This is a genomic window from Paraburkholderia fynbosensis (assembly GCF_902859935.1).
GTDB classification, from domain to species: domain Bacteria; phylum Pseudomonadota; class Gammaproteobacteria; order Burkholderiales; family Burkholderiaceae; genus Paraburkholderia; species Paraburkholderia fynbosensis.
This window is the reverse complement of the sequence record NZ_CADIKI010000010.1, coordinates 150915-168966: the sequence shown is the minus strand read 5'-3', so window position 1 is coordinate 168966 and position 18052 is coordinate 150915. Positions and strand designations below refer to the sequence as shown.

General features: G+C 66.4%; 16 protein-coding genes. 14 read left to right on the top strand and 2 right to left on the bottom strand.

Annotated elements, in window-relative coordinates:
- Positions 1-85 precede the first annotated feature (85 nt).
- On the bottom strand, positions 86-814 hold the full coding sequence (locus tag HV770_RS18425) for a YebC/PmpR family DNA-binding transcriptional regulator (protein WP_121316992.1): 729 nt from the start codon (positions 812-814) through the stop codon (positions 86-88).
- 777 nt (positions 815-1591) lie between these two features.
- Positions 1592-2242, bottom strand: a complete 651-nt coding sequence (gene upp, locus HV770_RS18420; protein ID WP_042327532.1) for a uracil phosphoribosyltransferase — start codon at positions 2240-2242, stop codon at positions 1592-1594.
- Positions 2243-2501: 259 nt separating this feature from the next.
- Here upp and HV770_RS18415 point away from each other — a divergent pair, with 259 nt between their 5' ends.
- The 14 genes from HV770_RS18415 (at position 2502) to HV770_RS18350 (ending at position 17973) form a co-directional block, all read left to right on the top strand.
- Positions 2502-3281, top strand: a complete 780-nt coding sequence (locus HV770_RS18415) for an SDR family oxidoreductase (protein ID WP_121316997.1) — start codon at positions 2502-2504, stop codon at positions 3279-3281.
- A gap of 94 nt (positions 3282-3375) precedes the next feature.
- Positions 3376-3765: a methylglyoxal synthase gene (locus HV770_RS18410; RefSeq protein WP_121316999.1), complete on the top strand. Its 390-nt coding sequence runs from the start codon at positions 3376-3378 to the stop codon at positions 3763-3765.
- Positions 3766-3839: 74 nt separating this feature from the next.
- Positions 3840-4814 carry a quinone oxidoreductase family protein gene (locus HV770_RS18405; protein ID WP_121317001.1) on the top strand — a complete coding sequence of 325 codons (975 nt, stop codon included), beginning with the start codon at positions 3840-3842 and terminating at the stop codon, positions 4812-4814.
- A gap of 182 nt (positions 4815-4996) precedes the next feature.
- Positions 4997-5110, top strand: a complete 114-nt coding sequence (locus HV770_RS18400) for a hypothetical protein (RefSeq protein ID WP_007175652.1) — start codon at positions 4997-4999, stop codon at positions 5108-5110.
- Positions 5107-5199 (top strand): K(+)-transporting ATPase subunit F, encoded by a 93-nt coding sequence (gene kdpF / locus HV770_RS18395; protein WP_121317005.1) that lies wholly within the window; start codon positions 5107-5109, stop codon positions 5197-5199. Before HV770_RS18400 ends, kdpF begins: the two co-directional genes overlap by 4 nt.
- Entirely contained in the window at positions 5196-7001 is a 1806-nt protein-coding gene (kdpA, locus tag HV770_RS18390) for a potassium-transporting ATPase subunit KdpA (RefSeq protein WP_175161803.1), read from the top strand. The genes kdpF and kdpA overlap by 4 nt, the downstream gene beginning before the upstream one ends.
- Before the next feature lie 76 nt (positions 7002-7077).
- Positions 7078-9189: a potassium-transporting ATPase subunit KdpB gene (gene kdpB, locus HV770_RS18385; RefSeq protein ID WP_175161801.1), complete on the top strand. Its 2112-nt coding sequence runs from the start codon at positions 7078-7080 to the stop codon at positions 9187-9189.
- A 36-nt stretch (positions 9190-9225) separates the two neighbouring features.
- A complete protein-coding gene (gene kdpC, locus HV770_RS18380) occupies positions 9226-9804 on the top strand; it encodes a potassium-transporting ATPase subunit KdpC (protein ID WP_175161799.1) in 579 nt (192 codons plus the stop codon).
- 176 nt (positions 9805-9980) lie between these two features.
- Entirely contained in the window at positions 9981-12863 is a 2883-nt protein-coding gene (locus tag HV770_RS18375) for a DUF4118 domain-containing protein (RefSeq protein ID WP_175161797.1), read from the top strand.
- Entirely contained in the window at positions 12856-13554 is a 699-nt protein-coding gene (gene kdpE / locus HV770_RS18370; RefSeq protein WP_175161795.1) for a two-component system response regulator KdpE, read from the top strand. Before HV770_RS18375 ends, kdpE begins: the two co-directional genes overlap by 8 nt.
- Before the next feature lie 111 nt (positions 13555-13665).
- On the top strand, positions 13666-13986 hold the full coding sequence (sugE, locus tag HV770_RS18365; protein ID WP_121317017.1) for a quaternary ammonium compound efflux SMR transporter SugE: 321 nt from the start codon (positions 13666-13668) through the stop codon (positions 13984-13986).
- A gap of 328 nt (positions 13987-14314) precedes the next feature.
- Entirely contained in the window at positions 14315-14926 is a 612-nt protein-coding gene (locus tag HV770_RS18360) for a DUF4126 domain-containing protein (protein ID WP_175161794.1), read from the top strand.
- Entirely contained in the window at positions 14923-17514 is a 2592-nt protein-coding gene (locus HV770_RS18355) for an ABC transporter permease (RefSeq protein ID WP_425497449.1), read from the top strand. Before HV770_RS18360 ends, HV770_RS18355 begins: the two co-directional genes overlap by 4 nt.
- A gap of 27 nt (positions 17515-17541) precedes the next feature.
- On the top strand, positions 17542-17973 hold the full coding sequence (locus tag HV770_RS18350) for a group II truncated hemoglobin (protein WP_175161792.1): 432 nt from the start codon (positions 17542-17544) through the stop codon (positions 17971-17973).
- Positions 17974-18052: the final 79 nt, after the last annotated feature.

Below are 18052 nucleotides of genomic sequence, written 5' to 3'. Positions count from 1 at the left end.
GCGACGCGAGTGCCAGCCGGCAGCGCGGCGCGGGGTTCGGGTTCGATCAGGACGAACCCGCGCACCGCGCGCTGCCGGAGCACGCTCACTCGTCGGCGATCGCGGCGTTTGTATAGACTTCCTGCACGTCGTCCAGATTTTCCAGTGCGTCGAGCAGCTTCTGCATCTTCACGGCGTCGTCGCCCGTGAACTCGACTTCCGTCTGAGGCTTCATCGTGACCTCGGCCAACTCGGCCTTGAAGCCCGCAGCTTCGAGCGCGGTCTTCACCTTCGGGAAATCGTTCGGCGGGCACAGCACTTCGATACTGCCGTCTTCGTTCGTGACGACGTCGTCGGCGCCGGCTTCGAGTGCGGCTTCCATCAGCTTGTCTTCCGGCGTGCCGGGCGCGAACAGGAACTGGCCGACATGATCGAACATGAACGACACCGAGCCGTCCGTACCCATGTTGCCGCCGTTCTTCGAGAACGCGTGACGCACTTCCGCGACCGTGCGGGTGCGGTTGTCGGTCATCGTGTCGACGATCACCGCCGCGCCGCCGATGCCGTAGCCTTCGTAGCGGATTTCCTCGTAGCTCGCACCGTCCACGCCGCCCACGCCGCGCTGGATCGCGCGGTTGACGTTGTCCTTCGGCATGTTGGCGTCGTACGCCTTTTCGACGGCGAGCCGCAGACGCGGGTTCGAGTCGATGTCGCCGCCGCCCATGCGCGCCGCGACCTGGATTTCCTTGATGAGCCGCGTCCAGACCTTGCCGCGCTTGGCATCGGCCGCTGCTTTCTTATGCTTGATGTTGGCCCATTTCGAATGACCCGCCATACCGTTCTCCGTCGCGCGCGCCAGCGGGGCGCACGCATAGTGCAATTGTCGTTGCGATGTCGGGCGCTTGCGTTGCGCGCGCCTCGATGTCAAAGCGTCTGGTGTGAGACCGCCCGGCGGCTGCCTGTCCGGACTTGCCGCTTGCAGTCGACCGTTCCCAGCTAGCCGCCCGTGTCGAACCGTCTTAAGCCGGCTCTTGCGCGCACCTTGGCGGACCAGAGGCGGCTGCGCGGATGAAACGGGGCGGCTGGCGTGCGGCAAACCCGGCACTAGCCTGGCGAGTGCCGCGTCAAGGCGCGATGCGCGAAGCGGCGGTGCAGACGGTGACGCAGGTTGAGCCGTTCTTTGAGCGGATTCGAATTTTATCACGCCGCAGGGGGGCGGCAGAGGGTGGCGCAGGCAAAAGTAGGCCACAGGCGCCGTTTTCTGGCGTGCCGGGTCCGCTTCGCGTCATCGGATGCTTTCTGTAGTATTCGGAATATAAGCAGTTATGTTTATATTTGGCGTGTGATCCTGGACACAGTAGGGCCGGTGAAGCAGCGAGCCAACGCCTGAACCCGCTTAGCCTCCGAATTGGCGTGGCGCCTTCACACACGGCCACAACATGTTCAGCGAGTGATCGGCCTCGGCCATGCCACCAAGATCGACACGATCGCGTCCGCGCTGGCAGCGCTTGGCAAGCGGCTCGAGTTATCCCTCGTGCCCGCGTAGCCCGGCAGCCACACGAATGCCGCTCGTCGCGTGCACTGCGCCGCCAGCGTTTTTTTCAACCCACCCTCAATTCTTCGTGCCGAACAGCCGGTCGCCGGCGTCGCCCAGACCCGGCACGATGTACGCGTGCTCGTTCAGGTGCGAATCGAGCGAGGCGACGTACAGCTTGACGTCCGGATGCGCGTCCTGGAACACCTGCACGCCTTCGGGCGCGGCCACCAGCGCGAGAAACATGATGTTCTCGGCGGCCACGTTGCGGCGCTTGAGCACGTCGACCGCGTGCACGGCGGAGTAGCCGGTCGCGACCATCGGATCGCACAGGATGAACACGCGGTCCTCCAGGTCCGGCAGGCGCACCAGATATTCGACCGGGCGGTGATCGTCTGCGCGGTACACGCCGATGTGGCCCACCCGCGCCGACGGCACCAGCTCCAGCAGGCCGTCCGACATGCCGATGCCCGCGCGCAGCACCGGCACGATCGCGAGCTTCTTGCCGGCGATCACCGGCGCGTCGATGTCGACGAGCGGCGTGGTGATGCGGCGCGTGGTCATCGGCAGGTTGCGGGTGATCTCGTAGCCCATCAGCAGCGTGATTTCGCGCAGCAGCTCGCGGAACGTGCGCGTCGAGGTGTCCCTGTCGCGCATATGGGACAGCTTGTGCTGGATCAGCGGGTGATCGAGGATGAAAAGATTGGGAAAGCGGCTGTCCTGGGTCATGGCGGGGGCGCAAGCGGCGCAAGAGAGATCAATCGGGGGCGATCGGAGATCGGTTCGGCGCGCCGCCCGCCGCAATGCGGCTGGCCGGCGGACGCGCCACGGCGCAAGTTTACCGAAAGAGTGCCGCCCGCAGATACCGGAGATTGCGATCGGCGAGCGCAGCGCCCGGCCCGGTCCAGCACTGATTCTTCTAGAATCGGGGAGAACTTTGCAACGCCGGCGCGCCGATGCGCCGGCACAACGTCACGAGGACGCATTCATGGACATGGGAATCGCAGGACGCACCGCGCTGGTTTGCGCGGCCAGCAAGGGTTTGGGACGCGGTTGCGCGCAAGCGCTGGCCGCCGAGGGCGTCAATCTGACGATCGTCGCGCGCACCGCCGAAACGCTGGAGGCGACCGCGGCCGAGATTCGCAGGCAGAGCGGCGTCGAAGTGAAAACGGTGGCGTGCGACATCACCACGCCCGCCGGCCGGGCTGCCGCGCTCGCCGCCTGTCCGCAGCCCGACATCCTCGTCAACAACGCGGGCGGCCCGCCGCCTGGCGACTTCCGCGATTTCACGCACGAGGACTGGATCCGCGCGCTGGAGAGCAACATGCTCACGCCGATCGAGCTGATCCGCGCGACCATCGACTCGATGAGCGCGCGTGGCTACGGCCGCATCGTCAACATCACGAGTTCGGCGGTGAAAGCCCCGATCGACGTGCTGGGCCTGTCGAACGGCGCGCGTTCGGGGCTCACCGGTTTCGTCGCGGGGCTCGCGCGCAAGGTCGCGCCGACCGGTGTGACGATCAACAACCTGCTGCCGGGCCTGTTCGACACCGACCGCATCGCGGTCACGTTCGAGGCACAGGCCAAGGCGCAAAACATTTCCGTCGACGACGCGCGTAAGCAGCGCATGAAGACGATCCCCGCGGGCCGCTTCGGCAACCGCGACGAATTCGGCCGCGCGTGCGCGTTCCTCTGCAGCGTGCATGCCGGGTACATTACCGGACAGAACTGGCTGATCGACGGCGGCGCGTACCCGGGCACGTTCTGAACGAGTGGCAATGCCGCAGCAGTGGCGCCGGCATTGCCACCCGGCATCATCACCACAACGACAATCACAACAACGGTTTCAGGAGTCTTACGTCATGACCACCCGCATTGCGCTGATCGCGCACGATCACAAGAAGGACGACATCGTCAAACTGGCCGGCGAATACGTCGATACGCTGCGGCGCTGCGACATCATCGCGACCGGCACGACCGGCGGGCGCATCGCCGACGCGCACGGCCTGACGGTCGAGCGAATGCTGTCGGGCCCGCACGGCGGCGACCTGCAGATCGGTGCGCAACTGGCGGAAGGGCGGGTCGACATGGTGATCTTCCTGCGCGATCCGATGACGCCGCAGCCGCACGAACCGGACATCAACGCGCTGGTGCGCGCGTGCGACGTGCATAACATTCCGTGCGCGACCAACATCTCGACCGCGCGCATGGTGCTCGACGTGCTGACCATGCGCCTCACGCAGCAGGTCTGACGGCGCACGCACGCGCGGTGATCTGAACGACACGCGAACAACGTTTGAATAACACCTAGCCTCAAGGAGACGTGATGGTCAAAGCAATCCGATTCGATAAAACCGGCGGCCCGGAAGTGATGAAGTGGGTCGATATCGAAGTGGGCGAGCCCGGCGCCGGCGAGATTCGCATTCGGCAGACGGCGGTCGGGCTGAACTATATCGACGTGTATTTCCGCACCGGCCTATATCCGCTGCCATTGCCGGGGGGCCTCGGCATGGAGGCCGCCGGCGAGGTCAGCGCGGTCGGCCCGGGCGTGAGCGGCCTGAAAACGGGCGACCGCGTCGCCTACGTGGCGCGCCCGCCCGGCGCCTATACGCAGGAGCGCGTGCTGCCGGCCTCGCAGGTCGTCAAGGTGCCCGACGCGCTGAGCGACGAGCAGGCCGCCTCGGCGATGCTGCAGGGCCTGACCGCGCAATATCTGTTGCGCCGCACGTATCCCGTGAAGGCCGGCGACACGATCCTCATTCAGGCCGCGGCGGGCGGCGTGGGTCTGCTCGCGTGCCAGTGGGCCAAGGCGCTCGGTGCGACCGTGATCGGTACGGTCGGCTCCGATGAAAAAGCGCAGATCGCGAAAGCGCATGGCTGCGACCATGCGATCGTCTACACACGCGAGAATTTCACGAAGCGCGTGCGCGAGATCACCAACGGCGCGGGCGTGCCGGTCGTGTACGACTCGATCGGCAAGGACACGTTTACGGGCTCGCTCGACTGTCTCGCGCCACTCGGCATGTTCGTGAGCTTCGGCAATGCATCGGGGCCCCTGCCGCCGCTCGATTCGTCGGAATTCGCCGGACGCGGCTCGCTGTTCTTCACGCGCCCGACGCTCTTCACCTATATCGCGAAGCGTGCCGATTACGAAGCGATGTCGGCGGAACTGTTCGACGTGCTCGCGTCGGGCAAGGTCAAGACGAGCATCAATCAGCGTTACGCGCTGGCGGACGTCGGTCAGGCGCACGCGGACCTCGAAGGACGCCGCACCACGGGCTCGACGGTGCTGCTGCCGTAAGCGCCGGTTAGCAGGGCGCGGCCGTCTCGATACGGCCCAACAAGCAAGGCCGCTCCATCACAGGATGGAGCGGCCTTGTCCGTTTACGCGATCTTTATACGCGCACCGTTACCTTTGACCCGTCCTTTACGCGCCACGGCATACCGTTGCACCTATCCAAAGTCCGTGAGTGGAGAACAAAAATGGATGTGTTGTATGTCGGGGGGCTGGTGCTGTTTGCCGCGCTGACCTTTGCGTTGATAGCCGGCTGCGAGAAGTTGATGCAGTTCCGTCGCGGCCAGGGAGCGCGGTCATGACCTGGACCCTGTGGTTGTCCGGCGCGGCCACCGCGCTGCTGTTTGTCTATCTGGTCTATGCGCTGTTGCGCGCGGAGGACATTGAATGAACTCGAACAATGTCCTGCAGGCAAGCCTGTTCATCGTCGTGCTGCTGGCCGCCGCAGTGCCGATGGCCCGGTATCTGGGCGCGGTGATGGATGGCAGCTCGCGCGTGGTCCGCTGGGGCGGTCCGCTCGAGCGTTTGCTGTATCGCATCGCGGGCGTCGATCCTTCGACGGAAATGGGCTGGAAACATTACGCGATCGCCACGGTCGCGTTCAACGTGCTCGGCGTGGCTTTCCTTTACGTGCTGTTGCGCGCGCAAGGCTGGCTGCCGGGCAACCCGCAGCAGTTCGGCGCGATGTCGGTCGACAGCGCGTTCAACACGGCGGTGAGTTTCGTGTCCAACACGAACTGGCAGGATTATTCGCCCGAACAGACCGTCGGCTATCTGACGCAGATGCTCGGGCTGACCGTGCAGAACTTCCTCTCTGCAGCGACCGGCATCGTGGTCGTGATCGCGCTGATCCGCGGCTTCGCGCGTCATACCGCACAAACCATCGGCAACTTCTGGGTCGACATCACGCGGGTGACGCTGTACGTGTTGCTGCCGATGTCGATGATTGTCGCCGCGGTGCTGATGAGCCAGGGCGTGATCCAGAACTTCAAGGCCTATCAGGACGTGCCGACGCTGCAAACCACCACCTACGCCGCGCCGAAACTCGATGCGCAAGGCAATCCGGTCAAGGACGCGAAGGGCAACCCGGTCACGGTCGATACGCCGGTGAAGACGCAGACCATCGCGATGGGCCCGGTGGCGTCGCAGGAAGCGATCAAGTTGCTCGGCACCAACGGTGGCGGTTTTTTCAACGGCAACTCGGCGCATCCGTTCGAAAACCCGACGCCGTTCTCGAACTTCCTGGAGATCTTCTCGATGCTGCTCATCCCCGCCGCGCTCGCGCTGGTGTTCGGCCGCGTGATCGGCGACCGCAAGCAGGGCGTGGCCGTGCTCGCGGCGATGACGATCGGCTTCGGCGTCTGCGTATTCGGCGAGATCGGCGCGGAGCAGGGCGGCAATCCGGCGCTCACGGCGCTGCATATCGACCAGTCGGCGAATGCGTTGCAGTCGGGCGGCAATGCGGAAGGCAAGGAAACCCGCTTCGGCATCGCGCAGTCGGGCATCTTCACGGTCGCGACCACGGCAGCGTCGTGCGGCGCGGTCGCCAATACGCACGACTCGCTGACGCCGATCGGCGGCCTCTATCCGATGCTGCTGATGCAGCTTGGCGAAGTGATCTTCGGCGGCGTGGGCTCCGGCATGTACGGGATGCTCGTGTTCGCGATGCTGGCCGTGTTCGTCGCGGGCCTCATGATCGGTCGCACGCCCGAATACGTCGGCAAGAAGATCGAGGCATACGAGATGAAGATGGTGTCGATCGTCGTGCTGCTCACGCCGCTGCTGGTGCTGGTTGGCACGTCGATCGCGGTGTTGAGCAGCGCGGGCAGGGCCGGCATTTTCAATCCCGGCCCGCACGGCTTCTCCGAAATCCTCTACGCGTTCAGCTCGGCGTCGAACAACAACGGCAGCGCATTCGCCGGGCTTTCCGTGAACACGCCGTTCTACAACTGGCTCACCGCGATCGCGATGTGGTTCGGCCGCTTCGGCACGATCGTTCCGGTCCTTGCGATCGCCGGCTCGCTCGCCGCGAAGAAGCGCATCGGCGTGACCGGCGGCACGCTGCCGACGCACGGCCCGCTGTTCGTCGTACTGCTGCTCGGCACGGTGCTGCTGGTCGGCGCGCTGACTTATGTGCCGGCGCTCGCGCTGGGTCCGGGTGTCGAGCATCTGATGATGATGGGCGCGCATTGAGGCGCCCATCGGCGTGACACGGGCGGCCAACGACTGACCAGGCACACGTTACGCGATAACGGTATTCGAGGATTCAATGACTGAACATAATGCAACGAGGTCCATGTTCGACCCGGCGCTGCTGCGCCCGGCGATCGTGGACTCCTTCAAGAAACTCACGCCGCGCACGCAGTTTCGCAATCCGGTGATGTTCTGCGTGTACGTCGGCAGCATTCTGACGACCATTCTGTGGATCGCCGCGCTCTGCGGCCAGGCCGAGGCGCCCGCGGGCTTCATTCTCGCGGTCACGTTGTGGCTGTGGTTCACCGTGCTGTTCGCGAACTTCGCGGAAGCGCTCGCCGAAGGCCGTTCGAAGGCCCAGGCTGCGTCGCTGCGCAGCGCGAAGAAAGACGTGATGGCCAAGAAGCTCAACGAGCCGCATCCGAAGTCGCCGATCCGCATTCTGACGGCGTCCGATCTGCGCAAGGGCGACGTCGTGCTGGTCGAAACCGGCGACGTGATTCCGGCCGACGGCGAGGTGATCGACGGCGTCGCGTCGGTCGACGAATCGGCGATCACCGGCGAATCCGCGCCGGTGATCCGCGAGTCGGGCGGCGACTTTTCGTCGGTGACGGGCGGCACGCGCGTGCTGTCGGACTGGATCGTCGTGCGCGCCACGGCGAACCCGGGCGAGGCGTTCCTCGACCGCATGATCGCGATGGTCGAAGGCGCGAAACGTCAGAAGACGCCGAACGAAATCGCGCTGACGATCCTGCTGGTGGCGCTGACCATCGTGATGCTGCTTGCCGCGGCGACGCTGCTGCCGTTCTCGATGTTCTCCGTGCAGGCCGCGCAAGCGGGCCACGTGGTGACGATCACCGCGCTGGTCGCGTTGCTGGTGTGTCTGATTCCGACCACCATCGGCGGTTTGCTGTCGGCGATCGGCGTAGCGGGCATGAGCCGCATGATGCAGGCCAATGTGATCGCCACCTCGGGCCGCGCGGTGGAAGCCGCCGGCGACGTCGACGTGCTGCTGCTCGACAAGACCGGCACGATCACGCTCGGCAACCGTCAGGCATCGCAGTTCGTGCCGGCGCCGGGCGTAACTGAAGAAGCGCTCGCGGACGCCGCGCAGCTCTCGTCGCTCGCCGATGAAACGCCGGAAGGCCGCAGCATCGTCGTGCTCGCCAAACAGCGCTTCAACATCCGGCAACGCGACATGGCCGCGCTGCATGCGCTGTTCCTCGCATTCACCGCGCAAACGCGGATGAGCGGCGTCGACCTGTCGCCCAACGACAGCGCCGGCGCGCCGGCCCGCGAAATCCGCAAGGGCGCGGCCGACGCGGTGAAGCACTACGTCGAAGGCAACGGCGGCCGCTTCCCGGACGAGGTCAGCAACGCGGTAGCCGAGCTCGCGCGGCGCGGCAGCACGCCGCTCGTCGTGGCCGAGAAGCTCGCCGGGCAGAACGCGCGCGTGCTCGGTGCGATCGAGTTGAAGGACGTCGTGAAGGGCGGCATCAAGGAGCGCTTCGCCGAGTTGCGCAAGATGGGTATCAAGACGGTGATGGTGACCGGTGATAACCGCCTGACCGCGGCGGCGATCGCCGCCGAAGCCGGCGTCGACGATTTCCTCGCCGAAGCGACGCCCGAAGCGAAGCTCGCGACGATTCGCGCGCACCAGGCCGAAGGACGGCTGGTCGCGATGACCGGCGACGGCACCAACGACGCCCCGGCGCTTGCACAGGCCGACGTCGCGGTGGCGATGAACACCGGCACGCAGGCCGCGAAAGAGGCCGGCAACATGGTCGACCTCGATTCGAATCCGACCAAGCTGATCGAGATCGTCGAGATCGGCAAGCAGATGCTGATGACGCGCGGCTCGCTCACCACGTTCTCGATCGCCAACGACGTCGCCAAATACTTCGCGATCATTCCGGCCGCGTTCGCGACCACCTATCCGGCACTGAACGCGCTGAACGTAATGCACCTGGCCACGCCGTCCTCGGCGATCATGTCGGCGGTGATTTTCAATGCGCTCGTGATCGTGCTGCTGATTCCGCTCGCGCTCAAGGGCGTGCGTTATCGCGCGCTGGGCGCGGCGATCCTGCTGCGGCGCAATCTGCTGGTCTACGGTTTGGGCGGAATCATCGTGCCGTTCATCGGCATCAAGCTGATCGATATGGTGCTGGCCGCGTTCGGCTGGGTCTGAAGCCCGGGTGCTTCGAAAGGAAAGGAACCACTCATCATGAAAAATCTGTTACGTCCGTTGCTCGTGATCTTCGCGGTGCTTACCGTGTTCACGGGTCTCGCTTACCCCGCAGTGATGACCGCCTTCGGTCAGGCCGCCTTCCACGATCAGGCGAACGGCAGCCTGATCGAACAGAACGGCGAGCTGGTCGGCTCGCAACTGATCGGCCAGCAGTTCGACGCGCCGCAGTACTTCTGGGGCCGTTTGTCAGCCACTAGCCCGATGCCGTACAACGCGCAGGGTTCCAGCGGGTCGAACCTCGGGCCGACCAACCCGGCGCTGCTCGACGAAGTGAAGGGGCGTCTCGATGCGTTGAAGGCGGCCGGCACGGACATGTCGAACCCGGTGCCGGTCGATCTGGTGACCTCGTCGGGCAGCGGACTCGATCCGGAGATCAGCCCGGCGGCCGTGGACTATCAGATCGGGCGTGTCGCGGCCGCGCGCAAGCTCGCGCGGAACGACGTGCAGGCGCTGATCGACCGTTATACGACCGGCCGCCAGTTCGGCATTCTCGGTGAGCCGCGCGTGAACGTGCTGAAGCTGAATCTGGCGCTCGACGAAATGACAGGCGGCTAAAGGCCTGTGCGTACGCGCTTCGCGGCGAGGCGCCGCGGCTCGCAAAGGCGGCGTCGACGAGATGCCGCCTTTGCATTTTTCTTCGCGGCACCCGGCCGGGCCGCTATTTGCGGGCCGGCGGCGACCGTGCCACCATGCGGGTAGCGCCGCTCGCACGACTATGAAAACCACTGAGCATGAACCGCCCCGATCCTGACGAACTGCTCGACAAGCTACAGCGCGATGAAGAAAAACGTCTGCGCGGCCGGCTGAAGATTTTCTTCGGCGCGTCGGCCGGCGTGGGTAAGACCTACGCGATGCTGCAGGCCGCGCGCCGCCGCCATGACGAAGGCGCGGACGTCGTGGTCGGCATCGCCGAAACGCATGGCCGCAGCGAGACCGCCGCGCTGCTCGACGGCCTCGACGTGCTGCCGCTCGCGCATATCGAGTATCGCGGCCGCAAGCTCGGCGAGTTCGATCTCGATGCCGCGCTCGCGCGCAAGCCGCAGCTGATTCTCGTCGATGAACTGGCGCATTCGAACGTGCAGGGCGCGCGCCATCTGAAGCGCTGGCAGGACGTCCACGAACTGCTCGACGCGGGCATCGACGTCTATACGACGGTCAACGTCCAGCACCTCGAAAGCCTGAACGACGTGGTCGGCCAGATCACCGGCATTCGCGTGTGGGAGACGGTTCCGGACCGCGTGTTTGATCGCGCCGACGAAGTCACGCTGGTCGACCTGCCCGCCGAGGAACTGCTCGACCGGATGCGCGACGGCAAGGTGTATTTGCCGCAGCAGGCCGAGCGCGCGGTGCGCAACTTCTTTCGCAAGGGCAATCTGATCGCGCTGCGCGAGCTGGCGTTGCGCCGCACCGCGGACCGCGTCGATGCGCAGATGCGCGAATATCGCGCGGACCGTTCGATCCAGCGCATCTGGCAGGCGCGCGAGCGCTTGCTGGTGTGTGTGGGGCCGGGCCCGGAAGCGCCCGCGCTGGTGCGCGCGGCGGCGCGCCTCGCCGCCAGCCTGAAGGCGGACTGGCTCGCCGTCTATGTGGAAACGCCGGCGCTGCAACGCCTGCCCGACGCGCGCCGCGAACGCACGCTGAACGCGTTGAAGCTCGCCGCTGACCTCGGCGCTGAAACCGCAACGCTCGCGGGCGCCGATGCGGTCACCGCGCTGACCGGCTATGCCCAGGCGCGCAATGTGTCGAAGCTGGTGGCGGGCGCTTCGTCGCGCACGGGTCCGAGGCGCTGGCTGCGCCGGCCGTTCGGCGAGCGCATCGCCGAGCGGGCGGGCGAGCTCGATCTCACGCTGATTCGCGCATCGGCGGAACGTGATGGCGGTGAGCCGCGGCGCTTGTTGAATACCACCGCGAACGCATGGCGCGAGGCGCTGAGCGCGGCGCGCGAACGCCGTTCGCCGCCGCGTGCGTATGGGCTCGCGCTGCTGATTTGCGCCGCCGTCACGCTGCTGTCGAGCCAGCTGATCGACCGTATCGATCTGGCCAACCTCGTGATGCTGTATCTGCTCGGCGTGATCTTCACGGCGGTGAAGCTGGGGCGCGGGCCGGGCGTCGTGCTGTCGTTCCTGAGCGTGGCCGCGTTCGATTTCTTCTTCGTGCCGCCGCGCATGTCGCTGTCGGTGTCCGATACGCAGTACGTGCTGACCTTCTTCGGCATGCTGCTGACCTCGCTCGTGATCAGCCATCTGACGTCGAGCCTGCGCCGCGAGGCGAGCGTCGCGCGACGCCGCGAGCAACGCACCGGCGCCATGTACGCGATGGCGCGCGAACTCGCGGCGGCGCTGACCACCGAGCAGATCGTCGCGATTGGCAGCCGGCACGTGAGCGAGGTGTTCGGCGCGCGCGTCGCGATCCTGTTGCCGGATAGCGTCGATCAGGTCAGACAGAAAATCGAGGACCCGGACGCGGCGATCACGCTCGAAGGCGAACTGCTCGACCTCGACGTTGGCCAGTGGGTCTACGATCAGCAGAAGCCGGCCGGTCACGGCACCGACACTCTGCCCGCCGCTGCCGCGCTGTATCTGCCGCTGAAGGCGCCGATGCGCACGCGCGGCGTGCTCGCGGCCGTGCTGCGCGACGAGCGCGAGCTGGACGTGCCCGAGCAGCAACGCATGCTCGACGCGTTCGCCGCGCAGATCGCGCTGGCGCTGGAGCGGGTGCATTACGTCGACATCGCGCGCGATGCGCTCGTCAACATGGAGTCGGAGCGCCTGCGCAACTCGCTGCTCTCCGCCATCTCGCACGATCTGCGCACGCCGTTGACCACCATCGTCGGCTTTTCGTCGATGCTGGCGCAAACGCGCAAGACCCCCACTGACGCAGGCGCGCCAATGCAACCGGCCGACGACCTCGTCGACGCGATTCACGAGGAAGCGCTGCGCATGACCGGCATCGTCACCAATCTGCTCGACATGGCGCGCCTGCAGGCGGGCAGTCTGCAACTGAACCGGCAGTGGACGCTGCTCGAAGAAACGGTGGGCGCGGCGCTGCGTGCGTGCAAACGCGTGCTGGCGGGTCATCCGGTGCAGGTCAGGCTGCCCGCCGATCTGCCGCTGCTCAATCTCGACGCGGTGCTGATGGAGCGGCTCTTCTCGAACCTGTTCGAGAACGCGGCCAAGTACACCGCGCCGGGGACGCCGTTGACGATCGGCGCACAACGCATCGACGTGAACGGCATGCCGTCCGTGCGCGTCACCGTCGACGACGACGGCCCCGGTCTGCCCGCCGGCATGGAAGCGCGCGTGTTCGAGAAATTCACGCGCGGCGAGAAAGAGTCGGCCAAGCCGGGCATCGGCTTGGGGCTCGCGATCTGCCGCGCGATCGTCGAGGCGCACGACGGTACAATCGGCGCGCTCAACCGGCTCGCAGCGCACGGCCGCGTCGAAGGCGCGCGCTTCTGGTTCACGCTGCCGGCGCACACGCCGCCCGACGCGCCGGATGCGCTGGAAGACGAAGGCGCCGAGCCGCAGGCGCATGCCGATCTCCTCGCCGACCCTCGCACCGGCGCCGAGCGCGCCGCCACCCTCAACCCGCTGGCCAAGCCGACCCATGAGTGAGCCGAGCATCACTGTTGTTCTGATCGAAGACGAAAAGCAGATTCGCCGTTTCGTACGCACCGCGCTGGAAGGCGAGGGCATCGTCGTGCACGCCGCCGAAACGGGCACGCAGGGTCTGGTCGAAGCCGCGACCCGCAAGCCGGATCTGGTGATCGTGGATCTCGGCCTGCCCGACACCGACGGTCTCGACGTGATCCGCGAACTGCGCGGCTGGAGCGAGCTGCCGGTGATCGTGCTGTCGGCGCGCACCCAGGAGAGCGAGAAGGTCGCCGCGCTCGACGCCGGCGCCGACGATTATCTGACCAAGCCCTTCGGCGTGTCCGAGCTGCTCGCGCGCATCCGCGCGCAGATGCGGCGGCGCAATCACGGCGGCGCGAACGAGTCGCCGCAGGTGCGCTTCGGCGCGGTCATCGTCGATCTCGCCTTGCGCCAGGTCACGCGCGACGGCGCCGCGGTCCATCTGACGCCGATCGAATACCGGCTGCTCGCGACGCTCGTGCGCCATGCCGGGCGCGTGCTGACGCACCGGCAACTGCTGCGCGACGTGTGGGGGCCCTCGCATGTCGAGAGCCATCACTATCTGCGCATCTACATGGCGCATCTGCGCGGCAAGCTGGAGCGCGATCCGGCGCAGCCGGAACATATCATTACGGAAACCGGCGTCGGTTATCGGCTGGTGGGCGCGCTGTGAGCCGCCCGCGAAGCGGCGCGCACCTCGCTTCGATATAATTACGCTCTGTAAGGACGACCTTACGCTTTTGCTACGAACGGGGACGGCCCCATTTTTCCATGGAGCTGTCTCATGTCCTGGTTGCTTCTCCTGATTGCCGGTTTGCTCGAAGTCGCCTGGGCGGCCGGCCTCAAAACCTCCGAAGGTTTCACCCGGCTGTGGCCGTCCGTGTTCACGATCGTGACCGCGCTCGGCAGCTTCGCGCTGCTCGCCGTCGCGATGCGCCAGCTGCCGCTCGGCACGGCCTATGCAGTGTGGACGGGGATCGGCGCGGTCGGCGCATTCATCTTCGGCGTCGTGATGATGGGCGAGGCGCTAAGCGTCGCGCGCGTCGCCAGCGCGGCGCTGATCGTGATTGGCTTGATTGGGCTGAAGCTGTCGTCGGGGCATTGAAGCTGCGAGCTCGCGCGTTGGAGCCACGCTGGCCGGTCCCGCGCGGCAAAGCCGGGTGAAGCGGGGGAATCTGGCCGAGCTTGGGTGAGCCTGGGTGAGCTTGGGTGAGCGCACCGGCGTCTGCCCCGCGCCACACCGGCGCCGCCGATTATTCGCCACTCTACGTCCTACGAATTAAGGTGGCTATAATGAAATCGAATCCAACCTGACATTGCCCGCGGCCTCCATGGCGCGGCCGGCTTGGCGCGGGTCTGACGACTTCGGTGTGGGCTTCTCCTGTCCCGGCCTGCCGACGCGTCCGGCACGCACAGCGCGCCTGGAGGCGGCCATGCTTGAATCACTTTCGCTTGCTGCAGGCCTTTCGTGGGGCAGCGGTCTGCGCCTCTATCTGACGGTTCTGCTCGCCGGGGTGTTCGAGCGCCTCGGTTTCATCCATCTTCCCGATACGCTGTCCGCGCTGTCCTCGCCGTGGGTAATCGGCGCGGCCGCCGTGCTGACGCTCACCGAATTCCTCGCCGACAAGATTCCCGCGTTCGATTCGCTCTGGGACGCGGTCCATACGTTCATCCGCATTCCGGCCGGCGCCGTGCTGGCGGCCGGCGCGCTCGGCCATGCCGATCCGGCGCTGCTGAGCGTCGCCGCGCTCGCGGGCGGCACGTTGGCGGGCACAGCGCATCTGGCGAAGGCGGGCACGCGCGCGCTGATCAATCTGTCGCCCGAGCCGGTGTCGAATGTGGTCACCTCGACCGCCGAGGACGGTCTCGTGTTCGGCGGCATGCTGCTCGCGCTGTTCGTGCCGCTCGTGTTTCTCGTGCTGATGGTGGGCTTCCTGATGCTGGCGGGCTGGGCGTTGCCGCGGCTCTGGCGCGGCGTGCAGGGCGGCTTTCGCGGCATGGCCACGCACATGGTGTCGCGTTTTGCCAGGAGCAGGCACGATTGAGCGATACGGTACGGGGTTCCTTGGCGCGCGCTAACCCGACGCCCGCACGCCGGTTCGGCGGCAGAGATCTGCTGCGTCAGGCCATCCGCATGACGGCGCGCGACTGGCGCGCCGGCGAATTGACGATGCTGCTGCTGGCGCTGGTGCTGGCCGTCGCGGCGTTGTCGAGCGTCGGCTTTCTGGCCGACCGCTTGCATCAGGGACTCGAGCGCGACGCGCGGCGCATGATCGCCGCCGATTTCATCGTGCGCGCCGATCATCCGGTCGATGCGCAATTCGCCGCGCAAGCCAAAGCGCTCGGTTTGGACACCGCCAGCACGGCGATCTTCCCCAGCATGGTCAATTCGACCGGCGCGTCCGGCGCGCGGCCGGTCTCGCGCCTTGCCGCGATCAAGGCGGTGTCGCCGGGTTATCCGTTGCGCGGCGCGTTGCGGATCGCTGCGGCGCCCGGCGCGCCGGACCATCCCGCGCAATCGATTCCCGCGCCTGGCACCGTCTGGGTCGATCAGGCATTGCTCGACGCGCTGAAGCTCCACGTGGGCGACAGCGTGAAAGTCGGCAATCGCAGCTTCAAGATCGGCGCGCTGATCACCCGCGAGTTGGACCGCGGCTTTTCGTTCGTCAACTTCTCGCCGCGTTTGATGTTGCGCGCCGACGAAGTGCAGTCGACCGGCCTCATCACCTTCGGCAGCCGCGTGACTTACCGGCTGCTGGTGGCGGGCGCGGACGCGTCGGTGGCGAAGTTCGCGCAGTTCGCGCACGGCAAGGTGGACGACGGCAAGATGCGCGGCGTCGCGCTCGAATCATTGCAGGACGGCCAGCCGCAAGTGCGCCAGACGCTCGATCGGGCGAGTCATTTCCTCACGCTCGTGTCGCTGCTCACCGCGCTGCTCGCGGCCGTGGCGATTGCGATGGCCGCGCACCGCTACATGCGCCGGCATCTGGACGGCTGCGCGGCGATGCGCTGTCTCGGCGTGAGCCAGGCCGCGCTGCGCGCGCTGTTCACGCTGGAGTTCGTCGGGCTTGGTGTGATCGGCGGCGCGCTCGGTGTCGCGCTCGGTTATCTCGGGCATCTCGCGTTGCTGACTTGGCTCGGCAGTCTGATCGACGTCGCGCTGCCGTACCCGAGCGCCTGGCCCGCGCTCCAAGGCATCGCGGCTGGCCTCGTGCTGCTGCTCGGCTTCGCGCTGCCGCCGCTGTTGCCGCTCACGCGCGTGCCGCCGGTGCGCGTGCTGCGCCGTGAGTGGGGCGAAGCGGGGCGCACCGCGTGGGCCGCCTACGCGCTCGGCATCGTGCTGTTCGCCGCGCTGCTGATCGTCGCGGCGGGCGAGTTGAAGCTCGGCGGGATCGTCGCGGGCGGGTTTGCCGGCGGACTGCTGGTGTTCGCGTGCATCGCGCGGCTCGCGCTGTGGGGCGCGGCACGCCTCGTGCGCAGCGAGCGCGTGAACGCGGGAATCGGCTGGCGCTATGCGCTGGCGTCGCTGGAGCGGCGCAGCGGCGCGAGCGCGTTGCAGATCACCGCGCTCGGCATCGGCCTCATGTGCCTGCTGCTGATCGCGATGACGCGCAACGACCTGGTGGAAGGCTGGCGCAAGTCGACGCCGCCGGATGCGCCGAACGAATTCATCATCGACATCCAGCCTGACCAGCGCGACGCGGTCACGCACTATCTGGACACGCACGGCGTGCCGGGCACGGTGCTCTCGCCGATGGTGCGCGGGCGGCTCACGGCGATCAACGGCAAGCCGGTCAATCCGGATTCGTTCAAGGGCAACGACGCGAAGCGCCTCGTGGACCGCGAATTCAATCTGTCGTACACGACCGAGTTACCCGACGACAACCGCATCGCCGCTGGCACCTGGTACGGCGACACGAAGACCCCGCAGATCTCGATCGAGCAGGGGCTCGCCAAGCTAATCGACGTGAAGCCCGGCGACGTGCTGCGCTTCGACGTGACCGGCTTGCAGATCGACGCGCCGGTGACGAGCGTGCGCAAGCTCGACTGGGGGTCATTCAAGGTCAACTTCTTCGTGCTGATGCCGCCCGCCGCATTGCAGGATTTCCCGGCCACCTTCATCACGAGCTTTCATCTGCCGCAGGAAAAGCAGACGACAATCGACGGCCTGATCGGCGCTTATCCAAACCTCACGGCTATCGACACCGGTCCGATCCTCGCACAGATTCAGCGCGTGTTGCAGCAGGTGATCGGCGCGGTGCAGTTCCTGTTCGCCTTTACGCTGGCGACAGGCGTGCTGGTGTTGTACGCGGCGCTCGCCGGCACGCGCGACGAGCGTATGCGAGAATCCGCGCTGCTGCGCGCGCTCGGCGCGTCGCATCGCCAGGTGCGCGCGGTGCAGGTTGCCGAGTTCGTCGCGGTGGGCGCGCTGGCCGGGGCGATGGCCGCGGTGGGCGCGCAGATCATCGGCTGGGTGTTGGCCACGCGGGTGTTCGAGTTTTATCTGAGCTTCAATCCGTGGCTGCTGCCTGCGGGGATCGCCGCGGGCGTCGCCTGTGCCGGTGTCGGCGGCTGGCTGAGCTTGCGGCGTGTGTTGGCGCGGCCCGCGTTGCAGTCGCTGCGGGATGCGTGATTTTTCTTATCCGTTGATGAGCAGGTTATGAGCGATTTGAACGACGAAGTGTCCGCGGCGCAGCCGACGGCCTTCGATCTGGTAGGCGGCGAAGCGCGCGTACGCGAACTGGTCGACCGGTTTTACGACCTGATGGATCTGGAAGCGGATTTCGCCGGCATTCGGGCTTTGCATCCGGAATCGCTCGACGGTTCGCGCGACAAGTTTTTCTGGTTCCTGTGCGGCTGGCTCGGCGGCCCGGATCACTACATCAGCCGCTTCGGCCATCCGCGTCTGCGCGCAAGGCATTTGCCGTTTGCGATCGCATCGAGCGAGCGGGATCAGTGGCTCAGATGCATGGCATGGGCGATGGAGGATATCGGCCTCGCCGAAGCGCTGCGCGAGCGCCTGCTCGGCTCGTTTTTCGAAACCGCCGACTGGATGGTCAACCTGAAATCGTTAGTAAGGAAGATGACGTAACTCTGAGGGGCCGCCGGGCTCGGTCCTGAGCGCAGGTGTGACATGTTCGGGTGGGTCTCAATATATTCAAGGCAGGGCA